Below are 25,393 nucleotides of genomic sequence, written 5' to 3' on the forward strand. Positions count from 1 at the left end.
TTATGCTGCGCTGGTCGCGTGTTGCGCCCAGTACGCTGCTTCGACCTCGACCGGAGGTTGATAGTTGAGCATGGAGTGGATCCGGTCTTGGTTGAACCAAGCAACCCAGTCCGCGGTCGCGGTCTCGACGTCGTCGATGCCGTCCCAGGGGCCGTCGAGGTGGATGAGTTCGGCCTTGTACAAGGAGTTCAGCGCTTCGGCCATCGCGTTGTCGTAGGAGTCCCCACGGGACCCGACGGACGCGACCGCGTCGGCCTCCTCCAGCCGGTGGGCGTACCGCAACGCCCGGTACTGCACGCCCCGATCACTGTGGTGGACAAGGCCGTTGACGTCATGCCCGTCACGGCGGCGGGCGAACAGGCCCATGTTCAACGCGTCCAACGCCAGGTCGGTGTACATCCGGGTGGAGGCCTGCCAGCCCACGATCATCCGGGAGAACACATCCAGCACGAACGCCACGTACACCCAGCCGGTCTCGGTGCGCACGTAGGTGATGTCCGCGACCCACAATTTGTTCGGGGCGGCCGCGACGAACTGCCGATCGACCAGGTCCTTGGGCCGGCCGGTCTCTGGTGCCGGCCGGGTGGTGCGAGGGAACTTCCCGCGTACCGTGCCGCGGATACCCAGCTGCTTGCACAGTCGCTCCACGGTGCACCGGGCCACGTCGATCCCGTCGCGGTTCAGCTGCGCGTGGATCTTGCGGATCCCGTAGACCCGCATCCGCCGGTCGGCGTGGATGCGCATGATCTCCTCCTTCAACTCGGCATCGCGGCGGGCGCGTGCCGAGGGCGGTCGCTTCTTGTGGGCGTAGTACGTGCCGGGGGCGATCTTGACGTCCAGTTCGGCGGAAAGGACGCGGCAGATCGGTTCGACACCCCAGCGGTGCCGGTGCTCGTCGATGAACGCGACGACTACCTGGATGGGCGGTCGGTGAAAGTCGGCCCGGGGCGCGGTGTCCGCCGCAGGGGCGGATTCCGTTTCCCCGGGCCGCTTCCCGAACCCGGCGTGCACCTTTCAATGCACCGGGCTCTCCACAGGTCTGCTCAGGCAGCCTGCCCCTGGGCCGGTTGTGGCCAGGGGCTGGGGATGAGTGTTCCGCGGTATCGGTACCAGTTCGTGCGGACCTTGGCCGGGTCGTACAAGACGACCCGGTCGTCCGCGGGCCACCACCTGCCGCCGCAGTACCGGCGGCGTAGGTCCTTCCACGTGGCGTGACGGTGCTTGCGCCGCATCCAGTTCCACACCCGCGACCACACGACGTGGTTGAGGTAGGAAAACACGCGCGACGACACCCCGTGCCGGAAGTAGCCGCACCAGCCACGGACCGCGTTGTTCACGCGTCGCAGCAGCTCGGCCAGTGGTTGGCTCGTGCCGACCTGCCGGGACAGCGACTTGACCTTCCTGGTCACGCGCCGCACCGCAGCGCGTGAGGGGTAGGTGTAGACGTAGTACCGGCTGGTTCCCCTCTTACGGTGGCGTTGAAGATGCCACCCCAGGAAGTCCAGTCCCTCATCGATGTGGGTGATCAACGTCTTGTCCGGCGAGAGCCGTAACCCGATCGTTGCCAGCACGACGGCGATCTGCTCGCGAAGAACAGCCGCGTCCTGCCGAGTGCCTTTGACCATCAGACACCAGTCATCGGCGTACCGGACCAACCGCACCGACGGCAGCCCGTGACGGCGACGCCGGTGTCGCTGGTCCTTACTGGCGCGCGGCCCGCCCGGGTGAGCCGCGATGTGCTCATCCAGCACGGACAACGCGATGTTCGCCAACAACGGTGACAGCACTCCACCCTGCGGGGTACCCGCGGTGGTCTCTTCAAAGGCCCTGGCCTCATCCATCAGCCCGGCCTTCAAGAACGCCCGCACCAGCGCGATCACGCGCTTGTCCTTGACGCGACGACGCACCAGCCCCAACAAGGCCGTGTGGTCGATCTCGTCAAAGCACGCCTTGATGTCTCCTTCCAGCACCCACTGGTAACAGCGTGGGCGGCTGGCCAGGTAACGCACCTCGGCGACCGCGTCATGCGCGCGGCGGTTCGGGCGGAAACCGTACGAGCACGGCAGGAAGTCCGCCTCGAAGATCGGCTCCAACACCAGCTTGACCGACGCCTGCACCACCCGGTCCGCGATGGTCGGGATCCCCAACCGTCGCTTCCCACCGGACGGCTTCGGAATCATCCGCTGCCGCACCGGTAAGGCCCGAAACGTCCCGTCACGCAACGCCGCCCGAAGATCGGCCAGGAACACGTCCACACCGATCCCGTCCGCAACACTGACGGCAGTTCGTCCGTCGACCCCGGCAGTACGTGCGCCGGTATTTCCCGCGACCCGATCCCACGCCACCAAAAGGAACGCCGGATCGGCAACGAGGTTGAACACGTCACGAAACCGCTGATCACGATCCCGCAGCGCCCAACCATGCAGTTTGGTCTGAATCTTCAGTACCCGCTGCTGCGCCGTGAACAGCGCAGCTTCCAGTTCGTCGGTATTCACCATCGACACCCGCCCATGTGGGACGGGAACCTCCTGATCTTCCAGTGACACAACCTGCTCGACCTGCTGGCCCGCTTCGCCCTGTGCCCGGCTTTCCCGGACTCCTACGGCGGGTCGTCACGCCCGCGACTACTACCAGGCCTCCGCCCCACCCCGCGGCGCACCGGTGGTGACCGACCCGAGCCCGGACAACGGGCTCTCGCACCACGGGGTGGTTCCCACGTTCACCATGTCTCGATCAGCCAGTCCGGCACCCAGCTCTACCCCGGCAGCATCGCTGCGGCTACGCCGTAGCCCTTCACCGCAGCCTTCCCACCGTCAGAGCTACACGGCTTCGAAGTCACCCACCGGTCACCACACGGTGCCCGATGAGCGTGCGCTGCGCACCGGCCCAGATCTACCAGGTTCGAGCCGGCTTCGCGATTACGGGGCGTCAACCACTGGTTCGCTCTCGCTGTACCCTCTGACCTCGCCTCACAGGCCCGCACCGTCTGGCAGTACCGGCACGCCCTGCGCTTGTCGGGGCCGCTTGCCACCCGGCGCGAGTCACCACCCGCACCAGGCTGCCCCCAGGCTTCACCAAGCTGCTACGACAACCCGGCGGAGACGGTCTCCCACCGCCTCTCGATAACACGGCGCCTCGTGGCGCACAACTCCGCCGCGAAGAAAGCCGCGGCCGACTTCAGGATCTCGTTACTCCGACGTAGTTCCCGGTTCTCCTTCTCCAGCAACCGGATCCGCGCCTCGGAGTCCTCCGGCTCGACCGGTAGATCCGCCGCTTCGGCCTTACGGACCCACATCCGCAACGCCTCCTTGTGCACCCCCAGTTGCTCGGCGACCCGAGCGATCGCGCCAGTACGCGTATCGGGGTCACGACGGGCCTCCACGGCCAACCGGGTCGCACGCTCACGCAACTCCAGCGGATACTTCACATTCGCCATGATCGATGGGATTCCTTCCAGGAAATCTGGCTTCCCCTCAATCAAACCAAGGACGATTCACACATCATCTGGTGCGATCCAGCTTCGTGCCGCCGGCACCGATCCGGGCGTTGCGGGACTTGACTCGGTCCCGGGAGGCCATCGTGCACGAGCGAACCCGCACGATCAGCCGCTTGGAGAAGCAGTTGGAAGATGCCGGGATCAAACTCTCGGTGGTGGCCAGCAACCTGGCTGGGGTGTCGTGTCACGACATACTGACCGCGATGGTCGCCGGGCAACACGATCCGATCGCCCTGGCAGACCTGGCCCGGGCCAGCATGCGTAACAAACGCCCCGATCTGCAGCGGGCACTGACAGGGCGGTTCACCGAGCACCACGCGTTCTTGGTGAGGATGTCTTTAGACCGCATCGCTCAAGACGATGCCGCGATCACGCAGTTGACCGAACGGATCGAGCAGTACATCGAGCCCTTTCGCGGGCTCCGGGACCTGATGTGCACGATCCCGGGAATCAGTACCACTGTCGCGGAGGTGGTCATCGCCGAGACCGGCGGCGATATGCGTGTCTTCCCGACCGCGGCGCACTTGGCGGCGTGGGCCGGGGTCGCGCCGGGCCAGAACGAGTCCGCCGGCCGCAAGAAATCGACGACGACTCGTCCCGGTGACTCTCACCTCAAAGCCGCGCTTGGCATCGCCGCGTTATCGGTCTCTCGCAGCAACACCACCCGCCTGGCTGCCCGGTATCACCGCATCGCCGCCCGACGGGGAAAGCTCAAGGCCGTCGTCGCGATCGAACGCACACTACTGAGCATCATCTGGGCGATGGCCCAGTCGGGCCAGCCCTACCAAGAACCCGGCCCGGACTACTACACCCGGCTACGCCCCGACCGCACCAAGGCACGAGCCCTGAAAATGCTCCACGACCTCGGCTACAACGTCACCCTCCAGCCCGCAGCCTGACGCCGGCACCACACAACGCAACTCACCTATCTTCGTTACAGGTCCGCGCCACCCCGCGCTGGCTGAGTAGGTGACCCCGTCACGCCGCGGTGGCCGAGTAGCCGTGGGGGAGCGCAGCGGAGGAACGGCGTATCGAGGTCCCGCGCGTACGCAACCGACCCCACGAGCCGATACGTTTCGGGGCAAACGTATCGAAGAAATGTTCGCATAACCTCTGTACTTCCTGAACGTCACCCGATAGAATCATGACAACGAAACAACCCAGGGGACAGGGGGACTCGACCACCATGGCCATCGATTCACCCCTGCGCATCCCCGGTCAACCGGCACCGGTGGAAGCGGATACGACTTGCTGGGACGGGCCCGATCCCGCCCGGCGGCCGGAGCCGGGCCTGGGGCCACGGCTGGCCGAGCAGGTGAGGGCCGTGGCCGACGCGCTGGACCAGTTACCTCGCGTGTTCGACCAGCTCGGTCAAGGCCAACTCACCGACCTGGTCAGTGTGTTGCTGGGTGTGCAGGAGCGGGCCGGGCAGGTGGCCACGCTGGCGACGGCGAACGCGTGCGAACGGGGTGTGGTGGATGCCTCGGACGCGGCCACCACCACCGGGTGGGTGCGCGCCCGGGCGCAGGCCGCCGGCACCAGTATCGAACCCTCGGCCGCGTCTACGGTGTCGGTGGTGGCCGAGGCGTGCCGGGACCGGCGCAACCACGTGATCGCCGCCGCGGTCCGCGACGGGTCCTGCACGCTGGCCACCGCCCGGACCGCGTTGCGGCAGACCGCGAAAGTCGCCGAGGTGTTGCCGGCCGCGGCCCGCGAAGACATCCAATCCTGGTTCCTGCAACTGGACCCGGCGCTGGGGTCCCGGGGCGTGACGGAACTGACCCGGCGGATCATCGCCAACTATGCCGCGGACAAACTGTCGGCCGAGGACGCGCACCTGGAGAAGGTGGAGTCGTTGACGTGGCGGACCCTGCCGACCGGGATGATCCGGTTGATCGCGGACCTGTGCCCCGCCAACGCGGCGATCCTGAAACAGGCCATCAACGCGTTGTCCGCACCTCACCCCGCCCACACCAAGGACACCAGCACCACCGAGACCACGGGCGAGACCACCACCAGCCAGGAGAGCAACCCCACCGGCGCCACCGGCGCCACCGGTGCCGCGGGCGACCGTGAGCCCGGGCCCACCCACGACGCGGACACCACCACCGGTGACCTCCAGGACACCACCGGTGACGCTGGTGACTCGACCGGTCACGCCGGTGCCGCGTTCGGCCTGCACCCCGATGTCCAGCACGACGACTGCGACGGTGACGTCGATGGCGCGGCCACCACCGCCACCAGCACGGGCGGCACCAGCAATGGCGCCACCAGCACAGGTGCCGTGCCCGAGCGGGTGCGGGATGAACGAACCCCGGGGAAACGCCGGGTGGACGCGCTGATGGACCTGGTCGCCGCCGGCGCCAAGACCGTGTGCGGGGACGGGATGGGCATCGGTGCCGGCGCCACCGTCCTGGTCACGATGGACCTACACCGGCTCCTCACAGACTTGGACGGTGCGATCACCATCGGCGGGGAGATCCTCGACGCCGGGACCGCCCGCCGGTTGGCGTGTGATGCCGACCTGATCCCGATGGTGCTCGGCACCAAGAGTCAACCCCTGGACGTGGGGCGACGAGAACGATTGGCCACCACAGGGATACGGGCCGCCGTCGTCCACCGAGACATGGGATGCACCTTCCCCACCTGCGACCGACCACCAGGATTCTGCGAGATCCACCACATCCTGCCCTGGTGGGCCGGCGGCGACACCGCGTTGGACAACTCTGCCATGCTCTGCCGGCGACATCACCAGATCGTCCACCGCCACGGCTACACCGCCACCATCACCAGCGACGGGGTGCACTGGGACCTGACCGAAGGCGCCATGCCCGGCTGGGCCGCCGACAAGGTCGCCTGACCACCAGGTGCGCGGGACCTCGATCACGGTCTCGCCTAACGGCTCGACCTACTCGGCCACCGCGGAAATCAACGCCGCTGAAAATGGGCGGTGCTGAAATGGGTTGCGCGGGGCGATGACTCGGCCGCCGCGGGTGTGTGCGGGACCTCGATCACGGTCTCGCCTAACGGCTCGACCTACTCGGCCACCGCGGCGTGTGCGGGACCTCGATGCGGGCTCGTTCCTCGCCCTTACTCGGCCACCGCGGGAATGGCCGGGCGCTTGAATGGCTGGTGCTGAAAGGGGTTGCGTGGGGTGGTGATTCGGCCGCCGCGGGTGTGTGCGGGACCTCGATGCGGGCTCGTTCCTCGCCCGTACTCGGCCACCGCGGACATGACTGTCGATGGTTCGGTGGGCGCGGCGCCTGCCGATAGTGTCAGCGTGCGCACTGGTGGTTACGCCGTTCGATCCGAAGGAGGAGCCTTGACCGACCGACCTGAGATCGTGTGCATCTGCGGCTCCCTCCGGTTCGCCGAAGAGATGCTTGCCGCGAACCTCGACCTCACCCTCGCAGGTGCCATCGTCGTGGCACCGGGCATCTTCACCCGTCCGGAGGACGGCGCGCGGCGGCTCACCGACGAGCAGAAGACCGCGCTGGGCGCGCTCCATCTGCGAAAGATCGACCTCGCCGACCGGGTGGTGGTGGTCAACCCCGGCGGGTACATCGGCGAGACCACCAGCAGGGAGATCGCGTACGCCCGCGCAGCCGGCAAACCGGTCTCGTTCACCGATCCGGGCTGATCGACCGCCAGGCACCCAGCAAGCCGGCCACTGACCCCGGTCTGTCTGTGGGGTTCGAACGAGTTGCCGCACAAGCAATTTCGCGAGTGGGGTGATCCGGGTTCCGGTCGAGCAGCAGCACCTGGATCATCCGACCCAGGTTGAACACGGTCGTCCGCTCATCGATGACGGCACCTCGCGTGGACTCCTCCGGGGCCATGAACCGCGTCGACCCCGGAAGGATGCCCGTCGAGTTGACGTACGGACCACGGTGGTAGCACTCGAAATCCATGACCTTGATCACACCAGCTGTGAAGTCGTACATCAGGCACCCGTCGTAGAAATCACCGGCGATCCAGCCCGCCGCGGCGAGATCTACGTGCAGGTCGACGACGGAGTCGAGAGCAGCCACAATCGCACCGGTCGGTAACGACCTGAACCGGTTGAAAGCCTGCGCGGGGTCGTCCCGCAGCCCGGCAGGGGCGCGGACCAGTTCACCGTCGAACCACGCCGACACGGTGAGCGCTCCTTCGTCGGTCTCGACGATGCGCTCGACCGGGACCAGCGCTGCGTGCCGGGTTGCGGTCGACACCTCCGCCGACAGCACCAGCGCCTGCGAGCGTTCCGCTCTGGAGGCACCACCCGGGCTGAGTGCGTCGACCCCGGGTGTCTTGACGAACCAACGGCGTCCGGAGCCGTCGCGGATGCCGTAGGAGATGTGGCCGGAGTCCTGCGTGCGCGAGTCGAAGACCGCGAACACTTCACCGATCCGATCGACCGCGTCGGTCAGTGTGCCGCCGGTGACCGTCCGCTCGATCGTCATACCGCCATCCTGGGTGATGTCCCGGCTCAACCGCGAATCGCCGAGACCGCGCTCAGGACGCCCAACACCACCATCACCGCGGCAGCGACCCGGGTGATCCAGGCCATCGGCAACACCCGCAACAGGGTCCTGCCGCCGAGGATGGCCAGCAGCGCGACCGCCCACAGACCGAGGGTCGCTCCGATGCCGACCGACAGCGGGTCGTGATATTTCGCAGCGAGATTCGCGGTCAGGATCTGCGTCAGGTCACCCCATTCGGCGATGAAGATCACGCCATACCCGAGCGATGCGACCTTGAAGAAGCCCGCGCCGTCGAACCGGCCCGACACCGCATCCGCGCTCTCCGCCTCACCTTCCGCCTCGACCTCTTCGGGGTGCGCGCCCTCCCGCCAGATCAGCCAGGCGCCCAGGACGAACAGCGCCGCGACCAGTGCCTCGAGGACCCGACCCGGCAGCAGGTGCAACAGTTGGCCGGCGAAAACGGCGATCGCGACATGGGTGAGGAAGGCCGCCGCGATGCCGCTGAACACCCACGGCCACGGGAACCGGGTGCCGAGCACCAGGCCGGCGACGGCGCTCTTGTCCGGGAGCTCCGCCACGAAGGCGAGTGCGAACACCGTCGCGATAACTCCGAGGTCGAACACGAAAATCCTTGGCTTCGGGCCGATCCGCCGTGCCGGCAAAAAAAGAGGACGAGCACGTCGAACCGGCAGCGGGTTGCTGTCATGGTCCGAACGTCTCGTCCGGTCACCGGCTCGGTGACCCCGGACACCGGGCGGCGCGCCGCCAGTATGTCGACATCCGGTCGAGGGACTACTCCCGTTCAGGGAACAGGTTAACGAGGAAGCAACGCAGATGCACATCGGCGGAGCGGAAGAGTGGGTGTGACTCCCCTCGGAGGTGGGGCTAGCACTACTGCGCCATCGCGATTCGGTGCCTAGCGTCGGATGCGTGAAACGGAATCGGGGGTTGGACGTGGCATCGGTCGCCGACGCGATCCGGTTGGACGCGGTCAGCAAGGTGTACGGCACCGGCGTGGGCGCCGTCAGCGCTCTCGATGACGTGTCCGTCACGATCCCGGGCGGCAGCTTCACCGCGGTCATGGGACCTTCCGGATCCGGCAAGAGCACGTTCCTGCACTGCGCCGCCGGACTCGACCGGCCGACAACGGGATCGGTGCACCTGGGTGCGGCGGCGCCCGATCTCGCCGCACTGTCCGAGACGGAGCTCACCCTCGTCCGGCGCCGACACGTCGGCTTCGTGTTCCAGGACTTCAACCTCGTCCCGTCGCTGACCGTCCGCCAGAACGTGACGCTCCCACTACGGCTCGCCCACCGGCGCATGCGACGCGCCGACGTGACGGAGCTCCTCGCCCGGGTCGGGCTCGGCGGGCGCGCGGATCACCTGCCGTCCCAGCTGTCCGGAGGTCAGCAACAGCGGGCCGCCATCGCCCGGTCCCTGATCACCCATCCCGACGTCGTGTTCGCCGATGAACCCACCGGTGCGCTCGACACCGCAAGCGCGCGCGAGATCCTTGCGTTGCTGCGCGCGGCCGTCGACGACTACCGGCAGACCACGGTCATGGTCACGCACGACCCCGTCGCCGCGTCATGGGCGGACCGGGTCGTCTTCCTCGCCGACGGCCGGATCGTGGACATCGTTGCCGCGCAGCCGGCGGACCGCATCGCCGACCGGATGACCCGGCTCGGGTCGTGGGCCTGATGCTGCTGCTCGCGCTGAGCTCCCTGCGCCGGCGCAAGGCTGCCGTCGTCGGAGCCTTCCTGGCGTTGTTCAGCGCTGCGGCGATGGTGTGCTCGTGCGGTGCCCTGCTGGAGACCGGGATCCACGGCACGGTCGCCCCGCAGCGGTATGCCGGGGCGCCTGTCGTCGTCACTGCCGACCAGCAGGTGCACTGGACGAAGGTGAAACACAAGCACGGGAAGACGAAGACCAAGACGAAGTCGAAGGCGTTGGCCGACCGGGCGTGGCTGGCGCCCTCCGTCGGCGTCCGGCTCAACCGGATCAGCGACGCCATCGTTGTGCCGGACAGAACGTTCCCCGCCGAAATCTTCATCGGGACAGGGAGATTCATCCCCGGCGAGGGCGGCAGGACCGTCGGGCACAACTGGGCAGCGGCACAGCTCACGCCATACCACCTGGTGGCGGGAAGACCGCCGACGAAGCCCCGGCAGGTCGTCGTCGACGCCGGTCTTGCACACGCGACCGGACTCGACGTCGGGTCGACCACCGGCATCCAGTCCACCGGTGCACCCGGGGAGTATGTCGTCGTCGGTATCGCGCAGCCGCGCAACCCGGTCACCGACGAATCGGCCATCTTCTTCAGCGACGTCGAGGCGAAAACCCTTGCAGCGCATGGTGGCTCGGTGTCCGCCTACGGTGTCTTCGGGGTCCGTCCGGATCGGGTTCGCAGCGCGCTCCAGGGCACCGCGGCACAGGTCGCGACCGGTGACGATCGGGGGACCGCCGAGTTCCCGGAGGCGACCGCAGCCCGGGCCCGACTCACCAGCATGGGCGGTGCGATGGGCGGGACCGCGGTGCTGGTCGCCGGTCTGGTCCTCGTGGGGATCTTCTCGCTGTCGGTCCAACAACGGCACCGCGAGCTGGCGCTGCTCCGTGCGGTGGGGGCCACGCCGCGCCAGGTGCGGCGGTTGATCGGTCGTGAGGCACTGGTGCTGGGCCTGGCGGCCGCGACGCCCGGGGCCCTGCTGGGTCTGCCGTTGGCTGCTGCCATCCGGGCGGAATTCGTCTCGGCCGGGGCGGTCCCGGGCACGGTCACCCTCACGCGAGGCCCGCTGCCTGTCATGGGTGCGGTGTTGGTGACCGTCCTGGCCGCCGTGGTCGCGGCACGGATCTCGGCGCGACGGATCAGCCGGATCAGACCGGTCGAAGCACTCGCCGAGTCTGCGGTGGAGCGGGGCCGGGTCGGAACGGTCCGTGTGACGGCCGGGCTGCTGTGCGCCGCCGGTGCGGGCGCGGTCAGTGCGGTGCTGACCCACCTGCACACCGAGCCGGCAGCGACCCCGGTGACCTATCTGGCCGTCCTGCTCTGGTTGTTCGCCGCCGGGCTGCTCGGACCGATCCTGGCGAGGGCTGCCGTCGCCGTGCTCGGCGTCCCGGCGCACCTTTCACCGGTGGGTGGCTACCTCGCCGTCCAGAACTCGCGGCTGCGCAGCCGGCGGCTCGCCGCGGTCATGACACCCCTCGCGCTGCTCATCGGTATGACGAGCACGATCCTCTTCGTGCCGGCCACTCTCACCTCCGCGGCGCGATCCCAACTCGGTGCCGGTCTGCACGCCGACCGGGTCGTCGCATCCTCCGGTCCAGGGGTCGCAGACCGCGTCGTCGACCGGCTGCGTCGCACCGCGGGTGTGTCCGCCGCGGTGCCGGTCACCCGTTCGACGATCTGGGTGGGCCGGGACAAGCGGAGCGCCGAGGGCATCGGCCGGCACGGCGTCGACCAGGTGATGGACCCCGACGTCACGAGCGGGTCGCTGGCGGCACTGCGCCCCGGGACCATCGCGATGAGCGACCGGGCGGCTGACGGCAGGCACCTCGGCGACATCGTCCGGGTGACGCTCGGGGACGGGACGAAAGCGACATACCGGCTGGTCGCAACCTACCGCCGCGGGCTCGCGTTCGGCGACACCCTGCTGCCCTTCACCACGTTGCGCCGGCACCAGGACGACCCGCTGGCGACCGCGGTGCTGGTGCGCGGGGCGGTCGATCCCACGATCGTGCGGGACACCCCCGGCCTCCGGGTGGAGACCGGCGCGGCCTACCTGCGGTCCGTCGACGACCGGGGCTGGGGCAACGCGGCCGTCGACTTCGTCTTCGTGGTGCTCATCGTCGTCTTCAGCTCGATCGCCACGATCAACACCCTGGCGCTCGCGACGATGGCCCGCTCGCGGGAGCTGTCGCTGCTGCGCCTCGTCGGAGCAACGATCCGGCAGGTGCGCGGCCTGCTGCGCTGGGAACTCGCGTTCGTGCTCGCCCTCGCCGCGGCGGTCGGCGGCGGCGCGGCATACGTCGTCCTGTGCGGTTTCAGCACCGGGATGACCGGCTCGTCCACCCCGACGATCGAACCGGTGGTGCTGTGCCTGCTGCTGCTCGGTGCGGTCGCCACCGCAGCGGTGGCCACGTTCGTCCCCGCCGCAATCCTGTTGCGGCGGAACGCCGCAGCAGAAGTCGCAACCCGGGGCGGCTAGCCTTGGTGACGTGAGCCACTTCCTCGATCGGTCCGAGATCAACGACCGGCTCGCGGATACCCCGTGGCAGGACGTCGATGTCACTCCGCAGATCGCGTCCACCAACGACGAACTCATGCGCGACCCGCGACCCTGGCGTGCGCTCCTGACCGACAACCAGACCGAGGGACGGGGCCGGGTGGACCGCAGCTGGGTCGTTCCCCCGGGACGGTCGATCGCGCTGTCGGCGACGCTGCCCCTGCCGCAGGACGCAACCCGGTGGGGCTGGGTCCCGCTGCTCGTCGGTGTCGCGGTGCGTCGTGCCGTCCGTAACCTGACCGGCGCGTCGATCGGCCTGAAGTGGCCGAACGACGTACTCGCCCGGGCCGACGCGCGGCAGCCCTGGGGAAAGCTGGCCGGGATCCTGTGCAACGCCAGCGGCGGTGCCGAACCGACGGTCGTGGCCGGCATCGGCATCAACGTGCACCAGGAACGCGACGAGCTGCCGGTCGACAACGCCACCTCTCTGCACCTGATCGGTCACGACGTGCGCTGCGAGGACCTCGCGGTCGGTGTGCTGCAGGAGCTCGCCGCCGTCCAGCAGGAGTGGGGCGGCCCCGAACTGGACGACGTCTACCGGTCCGCGTGCGTGACGATCGGGCAACAGGTCCGCGTCGAACTGTCCGAGGACGACGCGGTCTCCGGCGAGGCGCTCGACGTCGACCCGATGGGCCGACTGCTGGTGGACACTCCGTCGGGTCCGGTGCCGCACGCGGTCGGGGACGTCATACACATCAGACCGGGGGAGTCCACGGTGCCGCCCGAGCCCAGCCCGCGCGAACGCGCCGCGTTCGTCGACGCCCTCGAGCAGCGATTGCTCGGCAGCCCCCGCACGTTGCGCCGCGCCGACGTCGCCCGCAGCGCAGGCGTGACCACCGACGAGACCCGCCGGCTGTGGCGCGCCCTCGGGTTCGTCAACGCCCGCGACGAGGACACGGTGTTCACCGAGGCGGACGTCAAAGCGACGCGGTCGGTCGCGCGCACCATCAGGGACGGGGCACTCGACGAGGCCACTGTGCTCGGCCTCGCCCGGGCCGTCGGTCGCTCGACCGACCGGCTGGCCATGTGGTCACTGCAGGTCATCACCGACATGGTCATCGGCAGTGACACGCTCGGTGTCGACAGCCGCGTCGCCCGACTGGCCGCCGAGCGCGCGGTCGACGTGGCGGACGATCTGAGCCCGCTGATCGACTATGTATGGCGTAGAAGCCTCGCGGTCGCCATCTCCCGGCTGATCGCCGACTCCGAGCCCGAGTCGCACATCGGCGTCATCCGGACGATCGGCTTCGCCGACCTGGTCAACTTCACCCAGCTGACCCGCCAGCTCAACGAGCGGGAACTGGCTGTGCTGGTCCAGCGTTTCGAGTCGCTCGCGTCCGACATCGTCGCGGCGCACGGTGGCGCGATCGTGAAGACGATCGGCGACGAGGTGCTCTTCTCCCACACCACGGTGGAGGGTGCCACCGCGATCGCCTTCGACCTGCTCGACCAGGCGGCCGCCGACGACCTGATCCCGCGGATGCGGGTGGGGCTGGCGACCGGCCGCGTGCTGGCCCGACTGGGCGACGTCTACGGCAATACCGTCAATCGGGCGGCCCGGCTCACCGGTGCCGCCTCCCCGGGCACCGTGCTCGCCGACACCGATGTCGCCTCAGCTCTTGCGGGCCGGACCGACGTCCGGGCGGTCGCTCGGGAGGCGATCCACCTGGCGGGCATCGGAGAAATCACGTCATGGGTCCTATCCCGGCGCCGCGGCAACTAATGGAACTACTATCGCCACCATGACCCGAGTCTTGCTGGCCGAGGACGACCCTGCAATCTCCGAGCCGCTGGCGCGCGCGCTGCGGCGGGAGGGTTACACCGTCGACGTCCGGGAGGACGGGCTCGCCGCGCTCGACGGAGCACAGAGCGGTCCCGACCTGGTCATCCTCGACCTGGGCCTGCCGTCGATCGACGGGCTCGAGGTATGTCGCCGGCTGCGCAACTCCGGCAGCAGCGTCCCGGTGCTGATCCTCACCGCCCGTGCGGACGAGGTCGACACGGTCGTCGGCCTCGACGCCGGCGCCGACGACTACGTGACCAAGCCCTTCCGGCTCGCCGAACTCCTCGCCCGCGCGCGGGCGCTGCTGCGCCGCACCCCGCCCGACGAGGCCGAGGTCGCACCGCTGGTGCGTCTCGACGCCGAGGCACGGCGGGCGTTCGTCGGTGACAACGAGTTGCAGCTGACCGCAAAGGAGTTCGAGCTGCTGCGCGTCCTGGTGCGCGAGCAGGGCAAGGTCGTCTCCCGTGAGCAGTTGATGCACGAGATCTGGGAGACCGCCTGGCTCGGCTCGACCAAGACCCTCGACATGCACGTGTCGGTCCTGCGGCGCAAGCTGGGCGACGACGCGACCAGCCCCCGATTCATCACCACCGTCCGAGGGGTCGGCTTCCGGTTCGAGCCCACCGGCGGAGATTGATAGCTCTTGCGCGCCAGACTCCTGCGGGCGGGCCCCCGGATAGCCGCTCCCGCGGTGTTGCTCGTCCTCATCCCGGCGCTGGTGCTCGTGCCCGGTTGGTGGCAGCGTGCGGTGCTGGTGGTCGCGGCGCTGATCGGGGCGGCCCTGGTCTGGTGGACCACCGCGCAGGAGGCCGAGGACACGGCCGGCCCGGTCGAGGAGTTGACGCGGCGCGCCGAGCGGGTCGAGGACGGCCCGGTGATCTTCGAACCGCTGCGCAGCGGCATCGACGAGATCGACCGTATCTCGCAGGTTTTCGAGGGGCGCGCCGCCGAGCTGACGGCAACCCTCGCGGCCGAGCGTGACTTCGCGTCGGACGCCAGCCACCAGCTGCGGACCCCCTTGACCGCCCTGCTGATGCGGCTGGACGAGATCTCCATCAGCGACGACATCGGGCAGATCCACGAGGAGGCCACGGTCGGGATCGCGCAGGTCGAGCGGCTCACGACCGTGGTGGACAAGCTGTTGCAGCGGGCCCGCGAGACGCCGTCCGGGCCGCTTCCGACGATCTCGCTCGACTCGGTCATCGCCGAGCTGCAACGCGAGTGGCTACCGGCGTTCGCGGGGGCCCGGCGCAGTGTGAAGGTCAGTGGGGAGCGCGGGTTGCAGGTGGTGGCCAGCCGCAGCGGGCTGTCGCAGATCCTGGCCACCCTGCTGGAGAACACCCTGCAGCACGGCACCGGGACGGTCGAGGTGAAGGCCCGCCGCAACGGCCCGTCGGTGGTCGTGGAGGTCAGCGATCAGGGTGTCGGCGTCGACCCGGCGATCGCGCCGCACATCTTCAAACGTCGCGTCAGCACCGGCGGCACGGGGCTGGGCCTCGCGCTGGCACGTGACCTCGCCGGCGCCAACGGCGGGCGGTTGGAGTTGCGCAGTGCGCAACCCGCGGTGTTCGCGCTGTTCCTCTCGGAGGGCGAGGCCGCCCCGTCGGCGTTGCACCCGCCGAAAGGCTGAGGCGTCATACACCGGCAGGTCAGGCGGACTGCTCGCTGCGATGCCGGTCGTGCTCGAACGGTTCGGCGAGTGCCTCGGTGACCGGCTGCTCCGTGACCGGTTCGTTGCGGAAGACGAAGCGCTTGTAGGCCCAGAACCGGAAGATCGTGCCCCACCCGATGCTGATGATGGCGTTGACGTTGAGCCAGAAGCGGCCCTCGAGGTTCAGCGTGTAGTGCGCGAACGCGACCCACAGTGCCGAGATGCCGAGCGCGATGCCGTTGACCACCAGGAAGAGCAACACCTCGTGATGCACCGGCCGGTTGCGACGGTGCCGGAACGTCCAGAAGCGGTTGCCCACCCAGGCGAACAACGTGGCCACGGCGCCGCTGACGATCTTGGCTGCGGTGATCTTGCTCGCCATGGGTCCGGCGATGAGCAGGTTGTACAGGCCCATGTCGATGAAGATGTTGACGACCCCGACCACGCCGAACTTGGCGAGCTCACGCCAGAGCGAGCGCGCCAGGTCGACGATCTTTTCCCCTGTCACGCCTTTCAGCCTACGGGCCGAGGGTCCGGATAGCCCGTGAGCCCTCTGTAAGGTGACTGCGTGACTTCCCCCAGGCGCGCCCCCGGCGGCTTTCCGGTGGTCGGCATCATCGGTGGCGGGCAGCTCGCCCGCATGTGCCAGCCGCCGGCCGTCAATCTCTCACTCACTCTCAGCATCCTCTCCGAATCAGCCGACGCAGCAGCGGCCCTGGTGGTTCCGTCGGCACCCGTCGGCTCCCATCTGGACGTCGACGACGTGCTCGCCTTCGCCAAGGAGTGCGACGTGGTGACGTTCGACCACGAGCACGTGCCCCCCGAGGTGTTGCAGGCCCTGGTCGACACGGGTGTCCCGGTGCATCCCAAGCCCGAGGCCCTGGTCTTCGCGCAGGACAAGCTCGCCATGCGGGAGCGGCTGACCGAGCTGGGTGTGCCGTGCCCGGCGTGGGCGGCGGTGCGCGGCGAGGCCGAGCTGACCGCCTTCGGTGACGTGCACGGTTGGCCGGTGGTGCTCAAGACACCCCGCGGTGGGTATGACGGCAAGGGCGTGCGGCTCGTCGGGTCCGGCCCGGACGCCGCGGACTGGTTCGCGCACGGCGAGGTGCTGCTGGCCGAGGAGCGAGTGCCGTTCACGCGCGAACTGGCGGTGCTGACCGCACGCAGCCCGTCCGGGCAGGCGGCGGTGTGGCCGATCGTGCAGACCGTGCAGACCGACGGGATCTGCACCGAGGTGCTCGCGCCCGCGCCGGGGCTCGACCCGGCACTGGCCGCACAGGCCTCGCAGGCGGCCCTCACGCTGGCCGGTGAACTCGACATCACCGGGGTGTTCGCGGTCGAGATCTTCGAGATCGCCGGTGCACCGGGCACCGCCCCGTCATACGTGGTCAACGAGCTGGCGATGCGGCCGCACAACAGCGGCCACTGGACGATGGACGGCTCGGTCACCTCCCAGTTCGAGCAGCACCTGCGTGCCGTGCTCGACCTGCCGCTCGGTGCGGTGTCGCCCCGCGCGACCTGGACCGTGATGGGCAACGTGCTCGGCGGCGACTACGACGAGCTCTATCCGACCTACAAGCACCTGCTCGCCCGTGACCCGGGTCTGAAGGTGCACCTCTACGGCAAGGGCGTGCGCCCGGGCCGCAAGATCGGGCACGTCAACGTGTACGGCGAGGACCTCGACGACCTGCGCGCGCGGGCGAGGCACGCGGCCGACTATCTGGAAGGAACGGTCACAGCATGAGCGCACCGGTGGTCGGCATCGTGATGGGCAGCAACTCGGACTGGCCGGTCATGCGGGCGGCCGCGGAGGCGCTGGACGAGTTCGGCGTCGACTACGAGGCCGACGTGGTCTCGGCACACCGGATGCCCACCGAGATGATCGCGTACGGCGAGCAGGCGGCCGAGCGCGGCCTGCGGGTCATCGTCGCCGGTGCCGGGGGAGCCGCCCACCTGCCGGGCATGCTGGCGTCGGTGACCACCCTGCCGGTCATCGGCGTCCCGGTGCCGCTGAAGTATCTCGACGGGATGGACTCGCTGCTGTCGATCGTGCAGATGCCGGCCGGCGTGCCGGTGGCGACGGTGTCGATCGGCGGTGCACGCAACGCGGGCCTGCTCGCGGCACGGATCCTGGCGTCGGCGCCAGACGAGGAGGGCGCCCGGTTGCGCGCCGCGATGCGCGACTTCCAGGTCGAGCTGAGGGATCAGGCACACGCCAAGGGTGCCGCGCTGCGTGCAGAGGTCGCGCGAGAGGACGAATAACTGACGACAGTAGCGAGTTGGGCGGGGCTGCCCGCCGCCGTACCTAGCTGTCGGACCCGAAAAGGTCACGGGTGTAGACCTTTTCGGCGACGTCCGCGAGATCCTCGGTGCGTCGGTTGGCGACGATGAGGTCCGACTTCTGCTTCAGCTCTGCCAGGTCGTGGGTGACCCGTGAGCCGAAGAAATCCTCGGCGTCCAGCTCCGGTTCGTAGACGAGGACCTCGATGCCCTTGGCCTTGATGCGCTTCATGATGCCCTGCACGCTGCTCGCGCGGAAATTGTCCGATCCGGACTTCATGATCAGCCGGTGGATGCCGACCACCTTGGGCGCGCGCGCCACGATGTCGGCCGCCACGAAGTCCTTGCGGGTGGTGTTCGCCGACACGATCGCGCCGATCAGCGTCTGGGGGACGTCCTCGTAGTTGGCCAGCAGCTGCTTGGTGTCCTTGGGCAGGCAGTAGCCGCCGTACCCGAACGACGGGTTGTTGTAGTGCTTCCCGATGCGAGGGTCGAGGCCGACACCTTCGATGATCTGCCGGCTGTTGAGCCCGTGCAGTGACGCGAACGTGTCCAGTTCGTTGAAGTAGGCGACGCGCATCGCGAGATAGGTGTTGGCGAACAGCTTGATCGCCTCCGCCTCGGTCGGCTCGGTCAGCAACACCGGTATGTCGCTGTCCTCGGCCGCTGCGACCAGCAGGTCGGCGAAACGCCGTGCGCGGTCGCTGAGCTCGCCGACGACGATCCGGGACGGGTGCAGGTTGTCCCAGAGCGCCTTGCCCTCGCGCAGGAACTCCGGGGAGAAGATCACGTTGCTGGTGCCGAGGCGCTTGCTGACGTCCTCGGTGAAACCGACCGGGATCGTCGACTTGATCACCATCGTGGCCGAGGGGTTCAGCGCTGCGACGTCGGCGATGACGCTCTCGACCGTCGAGGTGTCGAAGTAGTTGGTCTCCGGGTCGTAGTTGGTCGGCGTCGCGATGACGACGAAGTCCGCCTCGTCATACGCCTCCCGCTTGTCGAGGGTGAAGCGCAGCGACAGGCCCGCGGTCGCGAGGGCGTCCTCGATCTCCGCGTCGCTGATCGGGCTGCGGCCCTGTTGCAGCGACGCGATGCGGTCGGCGTCGATGTCGAATGCGACGACGTCGGCGACCGATCCGAAGAGAATGGCCATGGACAGACCGACATAACCCGTGCCGACAACGGCAATCTTGGAGCGCGAGGACATGCGGCATACGCTACCCGCTGGTTGGAAGAACCTCTTGCCGAAAGGTTGACACCACATGAAATTCGGGCTGTTCATCCCGCAGGGATGGCGCTATGACCTGGTCGACATCGATCCCGCGCAGCACTGGGAGGTGATGAGCGACCTGGTCCGGTATGCCGATGCGACACCCGCCTGGGAGTCGGTGTGGGTCTACGACCACTTCCACACCACCCCGAGGGCGTCGCAGGAAGCCACCCACGAGGCGTGGTCGCTGATGGCCGGTTTCGCCGGCATCACCGAGCGTGTGCGGCTGGGTCAGATGTGCACCTGCATGAGTTACCGTCAGCCGACCTACCTGGCCAAAGTCGCCGCGACGATCGACCACATCAGCGGCGGGCGCATCGAGATGGGCATCGGCGGCGGCTGGTACGAGCACGAGTGGCGCGCCTACGGCTATGGATTCCCTTCTGCCGGTGAGAGATTGGGTCGGCTGCGAGAAGGCGTCGAGATCTTCCGGCAGATGTGGACGACCGGTTCGGCGACACTGGACGGCAAGTACTACCAGGTGGATGGCGCGCTGTGCTTCCCGCAGCCGCTGCAGACCAGCAGCGCGGCCAACCGCATCCCGATCTGGGTCGCCGGCGGCGGCCCGAAGGTCACCCTGAAGATCGCCGCACAGTACGCCGACTACACCAACTACTTCGGCAACCCCGAGGAGTTCGCAGCGAAGACCGAGATCCTGAAGGCACACTGCCAGGACGTCGGGCGCGACTTCGATGAGATCACGCTGACCGGCAACACGAACGTGGTGATCGCCGACAACCGGGCCGAGCTCGACGAGAAGCTGGCCGCGGTCACGGCACGCATGGTGCAGGGCGGCATGTCCATCTCCGATGCGACCCGGCACGTCGATCGGTCGTTGCGGACGCAACCGACCGTCGGCACCGCCGAGCAGGTGGTGGAGGCGTTGCAGGCGATGCGCACGTCCGGCCTCTCCTACGCGATCACCTACTTCCCGGACGCCGCCTACGACCGGTCGACCATCGAGCGGTTCGAGCGCGAGATCATGCCGGCCCTCGGCTGACGACCCCCGGCGACGACATCGGGCAAAGCGCTGCGGGAACGAACTGCTCTGGTTACGATCCGGCTAGGAGCGCGCGAGCGTGATGGGGCCAGCCGGGAGTGGGCAAGTGGGCATCGAGTCGCAGCCGGTCGACGCCCGGTCCTGGGGAGGTTCACCAGCGATCGGTGAGGCTGAGTTGCGCCGTCTGCGGCATGCGCTCGGCGGAGCAACTCGCCCGCTGGCCACTCTCGACTTCTGGCAGGACGACGATTCCTGGTTGATGTTCTCCGGTGTCGACAATGCGGACTACAACCTGGCGATGCTGGGTGGGCAGCACGCATCCGTGCAGGCCGAGCGCGTCCTCGAGGCGGTCGAACGGCACGGTGTTCCAGCCATGGTGTTCCTGCCTCCCGGTGCCACGTCCGCCGGCGACGTCTTGGCGGCAGCTGGTTGGGCGCATGTGCGGGATGTGCCCTTCATGCGCCAGTACCCGCGGCGTTCGGCACACGATCCGCATGCACGCCTGCTCACGATCGAGGACATTCCGGCCGCACGGGACTGCGTAACCGACGCGTTCGCCGGCCCGGACAGTCTCGGCCGGGCGCTATTCAACGAAGCTGTCCTCAGCAGAGCCGACGCCATCGCCTGGGGCATCTTCGATCCGGGGGGCGAACTCGTCGGCTGTGGTCTGGCGACGATCGGGCCCGAGGCGTTCTCTGCCTGGGGGATGGGTGTACGCCGGACGGCCCGGCGGAGCCATGCGGCCCTGTCCCTGACCCAGTTGGCGTTCGATCTGGCGGCACGGTACGACGAGGCCCGGCCGATCCTGTTCAACGCGACCGACCTCGGCGAGCGCCTGCATCTGGCACTCGGCGGCGAGGTGCTCGAGCGCTGGCAGCTGTGGACGCGCCGCCGCTGGGTATTGGGTTGACGATCCATGCACCGACTCGCGTGATGTCCGCCCGCCGACCGTGAGATCATGCGAGGGATCGACCGGTGAGCCAGACCGTACTGATGAGTAGGATCTTCAATCGTGAGCTCTGACACTGAATTCGACTTGTTCAAGACCTCCGAGGACCACGAGATGCTGCGCGAGGCCGTGCGCGCCGTGGCGGAGGACAAGATCGCGCCGCACGCGGCGGAGGTGGACGAGAAGAGCGAGTTCCCGCGTGCCGCGTTGGAGGCACTGGTCGCGTCCGACTTCCACGCGCCGCACATCGCCGAGGAGTATGACGGTGTCGGCGCCGACGCGTTGGCGACCTGCATCGTCATCGAGGAGGTCGCGCGGGTCTGCGCGTCCTCGTCGCTGATCCCGGCGGTGAACAAGCTCGGCTCGATGCCGGTGATCCTGGCCGCGAACGACGAGATCAAGAGCAAGTACCTGCCCCCGTTGGCGCGCGGCGAGGCGATGTTCTCCTACGGGCTGTCCGAACGCGAGGCCGGGTCCGACACCGCGTCGATGCGGTGCAAGGCCACGGCCGACGGCGACGACTTCATCCTGAACGGGCAGAAGTCCTGGATCACCAACGCCGGCGAGTCCGAGTTCTACACGGTGCTGGCGGTCACCGATCCCGACGGGCCGCGCGGCCGCAACATCAGCGCGTTCGTCGTCGAGAAGTCCGACGAGGGCTTCGGCTTCGGCGAGAAGGAGCGCAAGCTGGGCATCAAGGGCTCGCCGACCCGCGAACTGCATTTCGACAACTGCCGCATTCCCGGCGACCGGATGATCGGCGACCCCGGTGAGGGCCTCAAGATCGCCTTGCGCACGCTGGACCACACCCGCGTCACCATCGGTGCGCAGGCCGTCGGCATCGCCCAGGGCGCGCTGGACTACGCGCTGGGCTATGTGAAGGAGCGCAAGCAGTTCGGCAAGGCGATCGCGGAGTTCCAGGGTCTGCAGTTCATGCTCGCCGACATGGCGATGAAGCTCGAGGCCGCCCGCCAGATGGTGTATGCCGCCGCGGCGAAGTCGGAGCGCCAGGACGCCGACCTGTCGTTCTTCGGTGCCGCCGCCAAGTGCTTCGCTTCCGACGTCGCGATGGAGGTCACCACCGACGCCGTGCAGCTGCTGGGCGGTGCCGGATACGTCAAGGACCACCCTGTCGAGCGGATGATGCGCGACGCCAAGATCACCCAGATCTACGAGGGCACCAACCAGATCCAGCGCGTCGTGATGGCGCGTCAGCTGCTCAAGTAGAGGCCGCCGCCCGGAATGTGCCGTCCGAAGACGTGCAGGAGTTGCGTGCCCGGTCGGCGGCACGCGGCATCTCGTTGTCGCAGTACCTGCGCGAACTCATTCACGACGACACCTCTCGGCCGCCGATGGGGGACGTCCTCTCCCGGATCGCGACGCGTCAACCCGTCGAGGGCACCGCTGAGGATGTGCGGTCGTTCATCGCCGACGGACGGCGATGACGGTTGTCGACGCGTCCATCGTCGTACGGCTCCTGCTGGCTGGACCGGACGACAGCGGCTTGCGCGAGCGGTTCGGTCACGAACGCCTCGTGCATGCCCCGGCCCTGATCGACGCCGAGGTGACCTCCGCGGTCCGCGGGCTCCTCCTGTCGACGAAGGCAGGAACGGCGATCACCACGTCACGAGCGGCCGCGATGATCACGGACTTCGTCGACCTGCCCATCGCGCGGCACCCGATGGTGCCGTTGCAGTCGCGGGTGCTCGAGCTACGGAGCAACTTCGCGGCATACGACGGGTTCTACGTCGCGCTCGCGGAAGCGCTCCAGACGCCGCTGCTCACCGACGACCGGAAGTTCGGCCGCGCACCCGGGCACGACGCCGAGATCGAAACCTGGCCCTGAGCGTCAGGACTCGCTGGGCTGGGCGGTCACCGGCTTGTCGTTGCGCAGGTCGTTGAACAGCTGGGTGGCACGCGTCTTGTCCCACAGCACCGCGGACTGGCCGGCGACGTAGTAGTTGGCGTTGGCGACCGGCACCTGCACCGAGACCCCGCCGTTGCTGACGCCCTTGAGCGCCCACATGATCTTCAACGCCCGGATCGGGGACATCCCCTTGTCGACGGCCAGACCCTTCGCGGCCGCGCCGCCGATGCTCTTGACCCGCCAGGGCATCAGGAGGTTCGTCGGGGTGGCGATCTTCTTCATCAGCGCCGCGAGGAACTCCCGCTGGTGCTGCGCGCGCGCCAGGTCACCGGTCGCGAATGCGTGCCGGGAGCGCACATAACCCAGGGCGTTCTTGCCGTTGAGGACCTGGCAGCCCTTCTTCAGGTTGATGTGGGCGTCCTTGTCGTCGACGTCCTGCGGGATGCACATCCGCACCCCGCCGACGGAGTCCACCACGCCGGCGAAGCCGCCGAAGCCGATCTCCATGTAGTTGTCGATGCGCAGCCCGGACGCCTGCTCGACCGTCTGCAGCAGCAGTTTCGGGCCGCCGTACGCGAAGGCGGCGTTGATCTTGCCGCTGCCGTGCCCCGGGATGCTCACCCAGGAGTCGCGCTGGAAACTGACCAGCGTCGGCGACCCGCTGTCGGGCATGTGCAGCACCATGATCGAGTCGGTGCGCCCGGTGCCGCCGCCGACGCTGCTGCCACCGGTGCCGAGCGCCCGGCCCTGCGCGGCGGTGAGACCGGCGCGCGAGTCCGACCCGACGAGCAGCACGTTGGTGCCCTTGCCCGCGGACGGCCGGTCACCGCTGGGGAACGCGTCGACCTTGGTCACCTTGCCCCATGCCGACAGGCCGGCCCAGACCAGGAGACCGGCCCACAGGGCGATCACCAGGACGACGACCGTCAGGACACGCAACCAGGGGCGCTTGCGGCGGCGCGGTGGTGCGGCGGCGGGGCGTGCGGACTGCGGCCGGTTCGGCCCTCCCGGGCCCGTCTGGCGGGGACCACCGGGACCGCTCTGGCGGGGGCCACCGGGGCCACGAGGCGCGGCACCCCGGTCCTGCGGGTAGTCGCGTCGCCCGGCGGGCATGACCCGTGTGGAGTCGGGGCGCTGCTGCGCCGGCCCGGCTGCGCCGCGCTCCGGGCGCACCGGGATCTCCTGCGGCTCCTCCGCCGGCCGGCGTCGAGGCCGCCTCGGGCCACCGGCACCTCTGCGGGTGTCGATCGTGATCGGCTCGTCGTCCTCGGGCATCGCACGAGCGTAACGCGACAACATGGGGACGCCGTGTAATCTGCCACGCGTGCCAACCCCCGAATCGCAACCGACCGACGGCGTTTCGGTGATCATGCCGATCCTCAACGAGGAACGGCACCTGGCCGAGTCGGTCGCCGCCATCCTGCGGCAGGAGGCGCCCTGCCCGCTCGAGGTCGTGCTGGCGCTCGGCCCCTCCACGGACGGCACCGACGAGGTGGCGCGGCGGCTGCGCGACGCCGACGAGCGTGTGAAACTTGTCACGAATCCGACCGGCCGGACCCCGGACGCCCTGAACGCGGCGATCGCCGCCTCGTCATACGACGTCATCGCCCGGGTCGACGGCCACGGCATCCTATCCCACGGCTACCTGGCGACCGCCCTGCGCGCGCTCGACGCGACCGGTGCCGCCAACGTCGGGGGGATCATGGATGCGGAGGGCACGACCGACTTCGAATGCGCAGTTGCCGTGGCGATGAAATCGAAACTGGGCGTGGGCGGCGCGAAATTCAAGCTCGGTGGTCAGGCCGGACCGGCCGAGACCGTCTACCTCGGCGTCTTCCGGCGCCGGTGGCTGGACCGCGTCGGCGGCTACGACGGGCGCTTCACCAGGGCACAGGACTGGGAGATGAACTTCCGGATCCGCTCGGCCGGCGGGCTGGTGTGGTTCACCCCCGACCTGAAGGTGACCTACCGGCCACGTGGCTCGTTCCGCACGCTCGCGCGGCAGTACAAGCAGTACGGCCAATGGCGACGTGTCGTCGCCCGAAGGCACAAGGGATCGATCAACGCGCGCTACCTCGCTCCGCCGGCGGCCGTCGTAGCGATCGCCGCGGGTGCGGTCGGTGGGTTCGTATGGCGCCCGCTGTGGCTGGTTCCGGCGGCGTATGTCGCCGCCGTGGCCGTCGGGGGTACGGCGATCTCCGCCGGGAAGGCTCCGGGTGTCCGGCTGCGGGTGCCGCCGGTCCTCGCGACCATGCACATCGCGTGGGGGCTCGGCTTCCTGGCCAGCCGGATCCGACTCGACGACGACCTCCCGGGACGCGAAGGGGCCGTGGTCACGGAGTGACCACGGC

The 25,393-nt window shown here is 68.7% G+C and carries 24 protein-coding genes; 16 read left to right on the top strand and 8 right to left on the bottom strand.

Going from position 1 to position 25,393, the window contains the following annotated elements; all coding sequences use genetic code 11:
* The 3 genes from FHU39_RS03315 to FHU39_RS03325 form a co-directional block, all read right to left on the bottom strand.
* On the bottom strand, nucleotides 1–1,011 hold the full coding sequence (locus FHU39_RS03315) for an IS3 family transposase (protein WP_183318962.1): 1,011 nt from the start codon (nucleotides 1,009–1,011) through the stop codon (nucleotides 1–3).
* A gap of 32 nt (nucleotides 1,012–1,043) precedes the next feature.
* Nucleotides 1,044–2,498, bottom strand: a complete 1,455-nt coding sequence (gene ltrA / locus FHU39_RS03320) for a group II intron reverse transcriptase/maturase (protein WP_221185327.1) — start codon at nucleotides 2,496–2,498, stop codon at nucleotides 1,044–1,046.
* Nucleotides 2,499–3,082: 584 nt separating this feature from the next.
* Nucleotides 3,083–3,436, bottom strand: coding sequence for a transposase (locus FHU39_RS03325; protein WP_183318081.1), 354 nt, complete (start codon nucleotides 3,434–3,436; stop codon nucleotides 3,083–3,085).
* A gap of 5 nt (nucleotides 3,437–3,441) precedes the next feature.
* On the opposite strand from FHU39_RS03325, the gene FHU39_RS03330 reads away from it, so the two are divergent.
* From FHU39_RS03330 to FHU39_RS03340, 3 genes are all read left to right on the top strand, one after another.
* The gene (locus FHU39_RS03330; RefSeq protein WP_183318964.1) at nucleotides 3,442–4,395 is read left to right on the top strand and encodes an IS110 family RNA-guided transposase; all 954 of its coding nucleotides are present in this window, start codon (nucleotides 3,442–3,444) and stop codon (nucleotides 4,393–4,395) included.
* 245 nt (nucleotides 4,396–4,640) lie between these two features.
* Nucleotides 4,641–6,356, top strand: a complete 1,716-nt coding sequence (locus FHU39_RS03335) for an HNH endonuclease signature motif containing protein (RefSeq protein ID WP_183318966.1) — start codon at nucleotides 4,641–4,643, stop codon at nucleotides 6,354–6,356.
* A 462-nt stretch (nucleotides 6,357–6,818) separates the two neighbouring features.
* Complete coding sequence (locus tag FHU39_RS03340; protein WP_183318968.1) at nucleotides 6,819–7,136, top strand: hypothetical protein; 318 nt, start codon at nucleotides 6,819–6,821, stop codon at nucleotides 7,134–7,136.
* On the opposite strand, the gene FHU39_RS03345 is transcribed toward FHU39_RS03340, so the two are convergent.
* Together FHU39_RS03345 and FHU39_RS03350 are read right to left on the bottom strand one after the other, a co-directional pair.
* Nucleotides 7,120–7,938, bottom strand: coding sequence for a serine/threonine protein kinase (locus tag FHU39_RS03345; protein WP_183318970.1), 819 nt, complete (start codon nucleotides 7,936–7,938; stop codon nucleotides 7,120–7,122). The genes FHU39_RS03340 and FHU39_RS03345 overlap by 17 nt on opposite strands.
* A 26-nt stretch (nucleotides 7,939–7,964) precedes the next feature.
* Nucleotides 7,965–8,582 carry a TMEM165/GDT1 family protein gene (locus tag FHU39_RS03350; RefSeq protein WP_343065721.1) on the bottom strand — a complete coding sequence of 206 codons (618 nt, stop codon included), beginning with the start codon at nucleotides 8,580–8,582 and terminating at the stop codon, nucleotides 7,965–7,967.
* Nucleotides 8,583–8,889: 307 nt separating this feature from the next.
* Here FHU39_RS03350 and FHU39_RS03355 point away from each other — a divergent pair, with 307 nt between their 5' ends.
* From FHU39_RS03355 to FHU39_RS03375, 5 genes are read left to right on the top strand one after another with little or no spacing between them, the layout of a single operon-like run.
* Nucleotides 8,890–9,660, top strand: coding sequence for an ABC transporter ATP-binding protein (locus FHU39_RS03355; protein WP_343065722.1), 771 nt, complete (start codon nucleotides 8,890–8,892; stop codon nucleotides 9,658–9,660).
* Nucleotides 9,660–12,164: an ABC transporter permease gene (locus FHU39_RS03360; RefSeq protein WP_246336324.1), complete on the top strand. Its 2,505-nt coding sequence runs from the start codon at nucleotides 9,660–9,662 to the stop codon at nucleotides 12,162–12,164. The genes FHU39_RS03355 and FHU39_RS03360 overlap by 1 nt, the downstream gene beginning before the upstream one ends.
* A 10-nt stretch (nucleotides 12,165–12,174) precedes the next feature.
* The gene (locus FHU39_RS24895) at nucleotides 12,175–13,965 is read left to right on the top strand and encodes a biotin--[acetyl-CoA-carboxylase] ligase (RefSeq protein WP_343065723.1); all 1,791 of its coding nucleotides are present in this window, start codon (nucleotides 12,175–12,177) and stop codon (nucleotides 13,963–13,965) included.
* A 19-nt stretch (nucleotides 13,966–13,984) separates the two neighbouring features.
* Nucleotides 13,985–14,662 (top strand): response regulator transcription factor, encoded by a 678-nt coding sequence (locus FHU39_RS03370; protein WP_183318973.1) that lies wholly within the window; start codon nucleotides 13,985–13,987, stop codon nucleotides 14,660–14,662.
* A gap of 6 nt (nucleotides 14,663–14,668) precedes the next feature.
* A complete protein-coding gene (locus FHU39_RS03375; RefSeq protein ID WP_183318975.1) occupies nucleotides 14,669–15,655 on the top strand; it encodes a sensor histidine kinase in 987 nt (328 codons plus the stop codon).
* Between the two features lie 19 nt (nucleotides 15,656–15,674).
* Here FHU39_RS03375 and FHU39_RS03380 read toward each other — a convergent pair whose 3' ends face one another.
* Entirely contained in the window at nucleotides 15,675–16,184 is a 510-nt protein-coding gene (locus FHU39_RS03380; protein ID WP_343065724.1) for a GtrA family protein, read from the bottom strand.
* 60 nt (nucleotides 16,185–16,244) lie between these two features.
* Here FHU39_RS03380 and FHU39_RS03385 point away from each other — a divergent pair, with 60 nt between their 5' ends.
* Nucleotides 16,245–17,420 (top strand): 5-(carboxyamino)imidazole ribonucleotide synthase, encoded by a 1,176-nt coding sequence (locus FHU39_RS03385; RefSeq protein WP_183318977.1) that lies wholly within the window; start codon nucleotides 16,245–16,247, stop codon nucleotides 17,418–17,420.
* Nucleotides 17,417–17,938, top strand: a complete 522-nt coding sequence (gene purE / locus FHU39_RS03390) for a 5-(carboxyamino)imidazole ribonucleotide mutase (protein WP_183318979.1) — start codon at nucleotides 17,417–17,419, stop codon at nucleotides 17,936–17,938. Before FHU39_RS03385 ends, purE begins: the two co-directional genes overlap by 4 nt.
* A 43-nt stretch (nucleotides 17,939–17,981) precedes the next feature.
* On the opposite strand, the gene FHU39_RS03395 is transcribed toward purE, so the two are convergent.
* A complete protein-coding gene (locus FHU39_RS03395) occupies nucleotides 17,982–19,163 on the bottom strand; it encodes a nucleotide sugar dehydrogenase (RefSeq protein ID WP_183318981.1) in 1,182 nt (393 codons plus the stop codon).
* A 55-nt stretch (nucleotides 19,164–19,218) separates the two neighbouring features.
* On the opposite strand from FHU39_RS03395, the gene FHU39_RS03400 reads away from it, so the two are divergent.
* The 5 genes from FHU39_RS03400 to FHU39_RS03420 all read left to right on the top strand — a co-directional run bounded on the left by FHU39_RS03400 (nucleotide 19,219) and on the right by FHU39_RS03420 (nucleotide 23,021).
* The gene (locus tag FHU39_RS03400) at nucleotides 19,219–20,226 is read left to right on the top strand and encodes an LLM class F420-dependent oxidoreductase (RefSeq protein WP_183318983.1); all 1,008 of its coding nucleotides are present in this window, start codon (nucleotides 19,219–19,221) and stop codon (nucleotides 20,224–20,226) included.
* Nucleotides 20,227–20,332: 106 nt separating this feature from the next.
* Complete coding sequence (locus FHU39_RS03405; protein WP_183318985.1) at nucleotides 20,333–21,136, top strand: hypothetical protein; 804 nt, start codon at nucleotides 20,333–20,335, stop codon at nucleotides 21,134–21,136.
* Nucleotides 21,137–21,238: 102 nt separating this feature from the next.
* A complete protein-coding gene (locus tag FHU39_RS03410; protein WP_343065725.1) occupies nucleotides 21,239–22,402 on the top strand; it encodes an acyl-CoA dehydrogenase family protein in 1,164 nt (387 codons plus the stop codon).
* Between the two features lie 17 nt (nucleotides 22,403–22,419).
* A complete protein-coding gene (locus tag FHU39_RS03415) occupies nucleotides 22,420–22,620 on the top strand; it encodes a hypothetical protein (protein WP_183318987.1) in 201 nt (66 codons plus the stop codon).
* Entirely contained in the window at nucleotides 22,617–23,021 is a 405-nt protein-coding gene (locus FHU39_RS03420) for a type II toxin-antitoxin system VapC family toxin (RefSeq protein WP_183318988.1), read from the top strand. The genes FHU39_RS03415 and FHU39_RS03420 overlap by 4 nt, the downstream gene beginning before the upstream one ends.
* Nucleotides 23,022–23,024: 3 nt before the next feature.
* On the opposite strand, the gene FHU39_RS03425 is transcribed toward FHU39_RS03420, so the two are convergent.
* Entirely contained in the window at nucleotides 23,025–24,317 is a 1,293-nt protein-coding gene (locus FHU39_RS03425) for an LCP family protein (RefSeq protein ID WP_246336153.1), read from the bottom strand.
* 22 nt (nucleotides 24,318–24,339) lie between these two features.
* On the opposite strand from FHU39_RS03425, the gene FHU39_RS03430 reads away from it, so the two are divergent.
* The gene (locus FHU39_RS03430) at nucleotides 24,340–25,386 is read left to right on the top strand and encodes a glycosyltransferase family 2 protein (RefSeq protein WP_425484754.1); all 1,047 of its coding nucleotides are present in this window, start codon (nucleotides 24,340–24,342) and stop codon (nucleotides 25,384–25,386) included.
* Nucleotides 25,387–25,393: the final 7 nt, after the last annotated feature.

Source organism: Flexivirga oryzae (assembly GCF_014190805.1).
GTDB classification, from domain to species: domain Bacteria; phylum Actinomycetota; class Actinomycetes; order Actinomycetales; family Dermatophilaceae; genus Flexivirga; species Flexivirga oryzae.

Coding starts and splice junctions, on each gene's coding strand:
- FHU39_RS03430 (WP_425484754.1), top strand. CDS start 24,340: ATGGGGACGCCGTGTAATCTGCCACGCGTGCCAACCCCCGAATCGCAA.
- ltrA (WP_221185327.1), bottom strand. CDS start 2,498: ATGGTGAATACCGACGAACTGGAAGCTGCGCTGTTCACGGCGCAGCAG.
- FHU39_RS03360 (WP_246336324.1), top strand. CDS start 9,660: ATGCTGCTGCTCGCGCTGAGCTCCCTGCGCCGGCGCAAGGCTGCCGTC.
- FHU39_RS03420 (WP_183318988.1), top strand. CDS start 22,617: ATGACGGTTGTCGACGCGTCCATCGTCGTACGGCTCCTGCTGGCTGGA.
- FHU39_RS03370 (WP_183318973.1), top strand. CDS start 13,985: ATGACCCGAGTCTTGCTGGCCGAGGACGACCCTGCAATCTCCGAGCCG.
- FHU39_RS03325 (WP_183318081.1), bottom strand. CDS start 3,436: ATGGCGAATGTGAAGTATCCGCTGGAGTTGCGTGAGCGTGCGACCCGG.
- FHU39_RS03330 (WP_183318964.1), top strand. CDS start 3,442: ATGGGATTCCTTCCAGGAAATCTGGCTTCCCCTCAATCAAACCAAGGA.
- FHU39_RS03335 (WP_183318966.1), top strand. CDS start 4,641: ATGACAACGAAACAACCCAGGGGACAGGGGGACTCGACCACCATGGCC.
- purE (WP_183318979.1), top strand. CDS start 17,417: ATGAGCGCACCGGTGGTCGGCATCGTGATGGGCAGCAACTCGGACTGG.
- FHU39_RS03400 (WP_183318983.1), top strand. CDS start 19,219: ATGAAATTCGGGCTGTTCATCCCGCAGGGATGGCGCTATGACCTGGTC.
- FHU39_RS03395 (WP_183318981.1), bottom strand. CDS start 19,163: ATGTCCTCGCGCTCCAAGATTGCCGTTGTCGGCACGGGTTATGTCGGT.
- FHU39_RS03425 (WP_246336153.1), bottom strand. CDS start 24,317: ATGCCCGAGGACGACGAGCCGATCACGATCGACACCCGCAGAGGTGCC.
- FHU39_RS03345 (WP_183318970.1), bottom strand. CDS start 7,938: ATGACGATCGAGCGGACGGTCACCGGCGGCACACTGACCGACGCGGTC.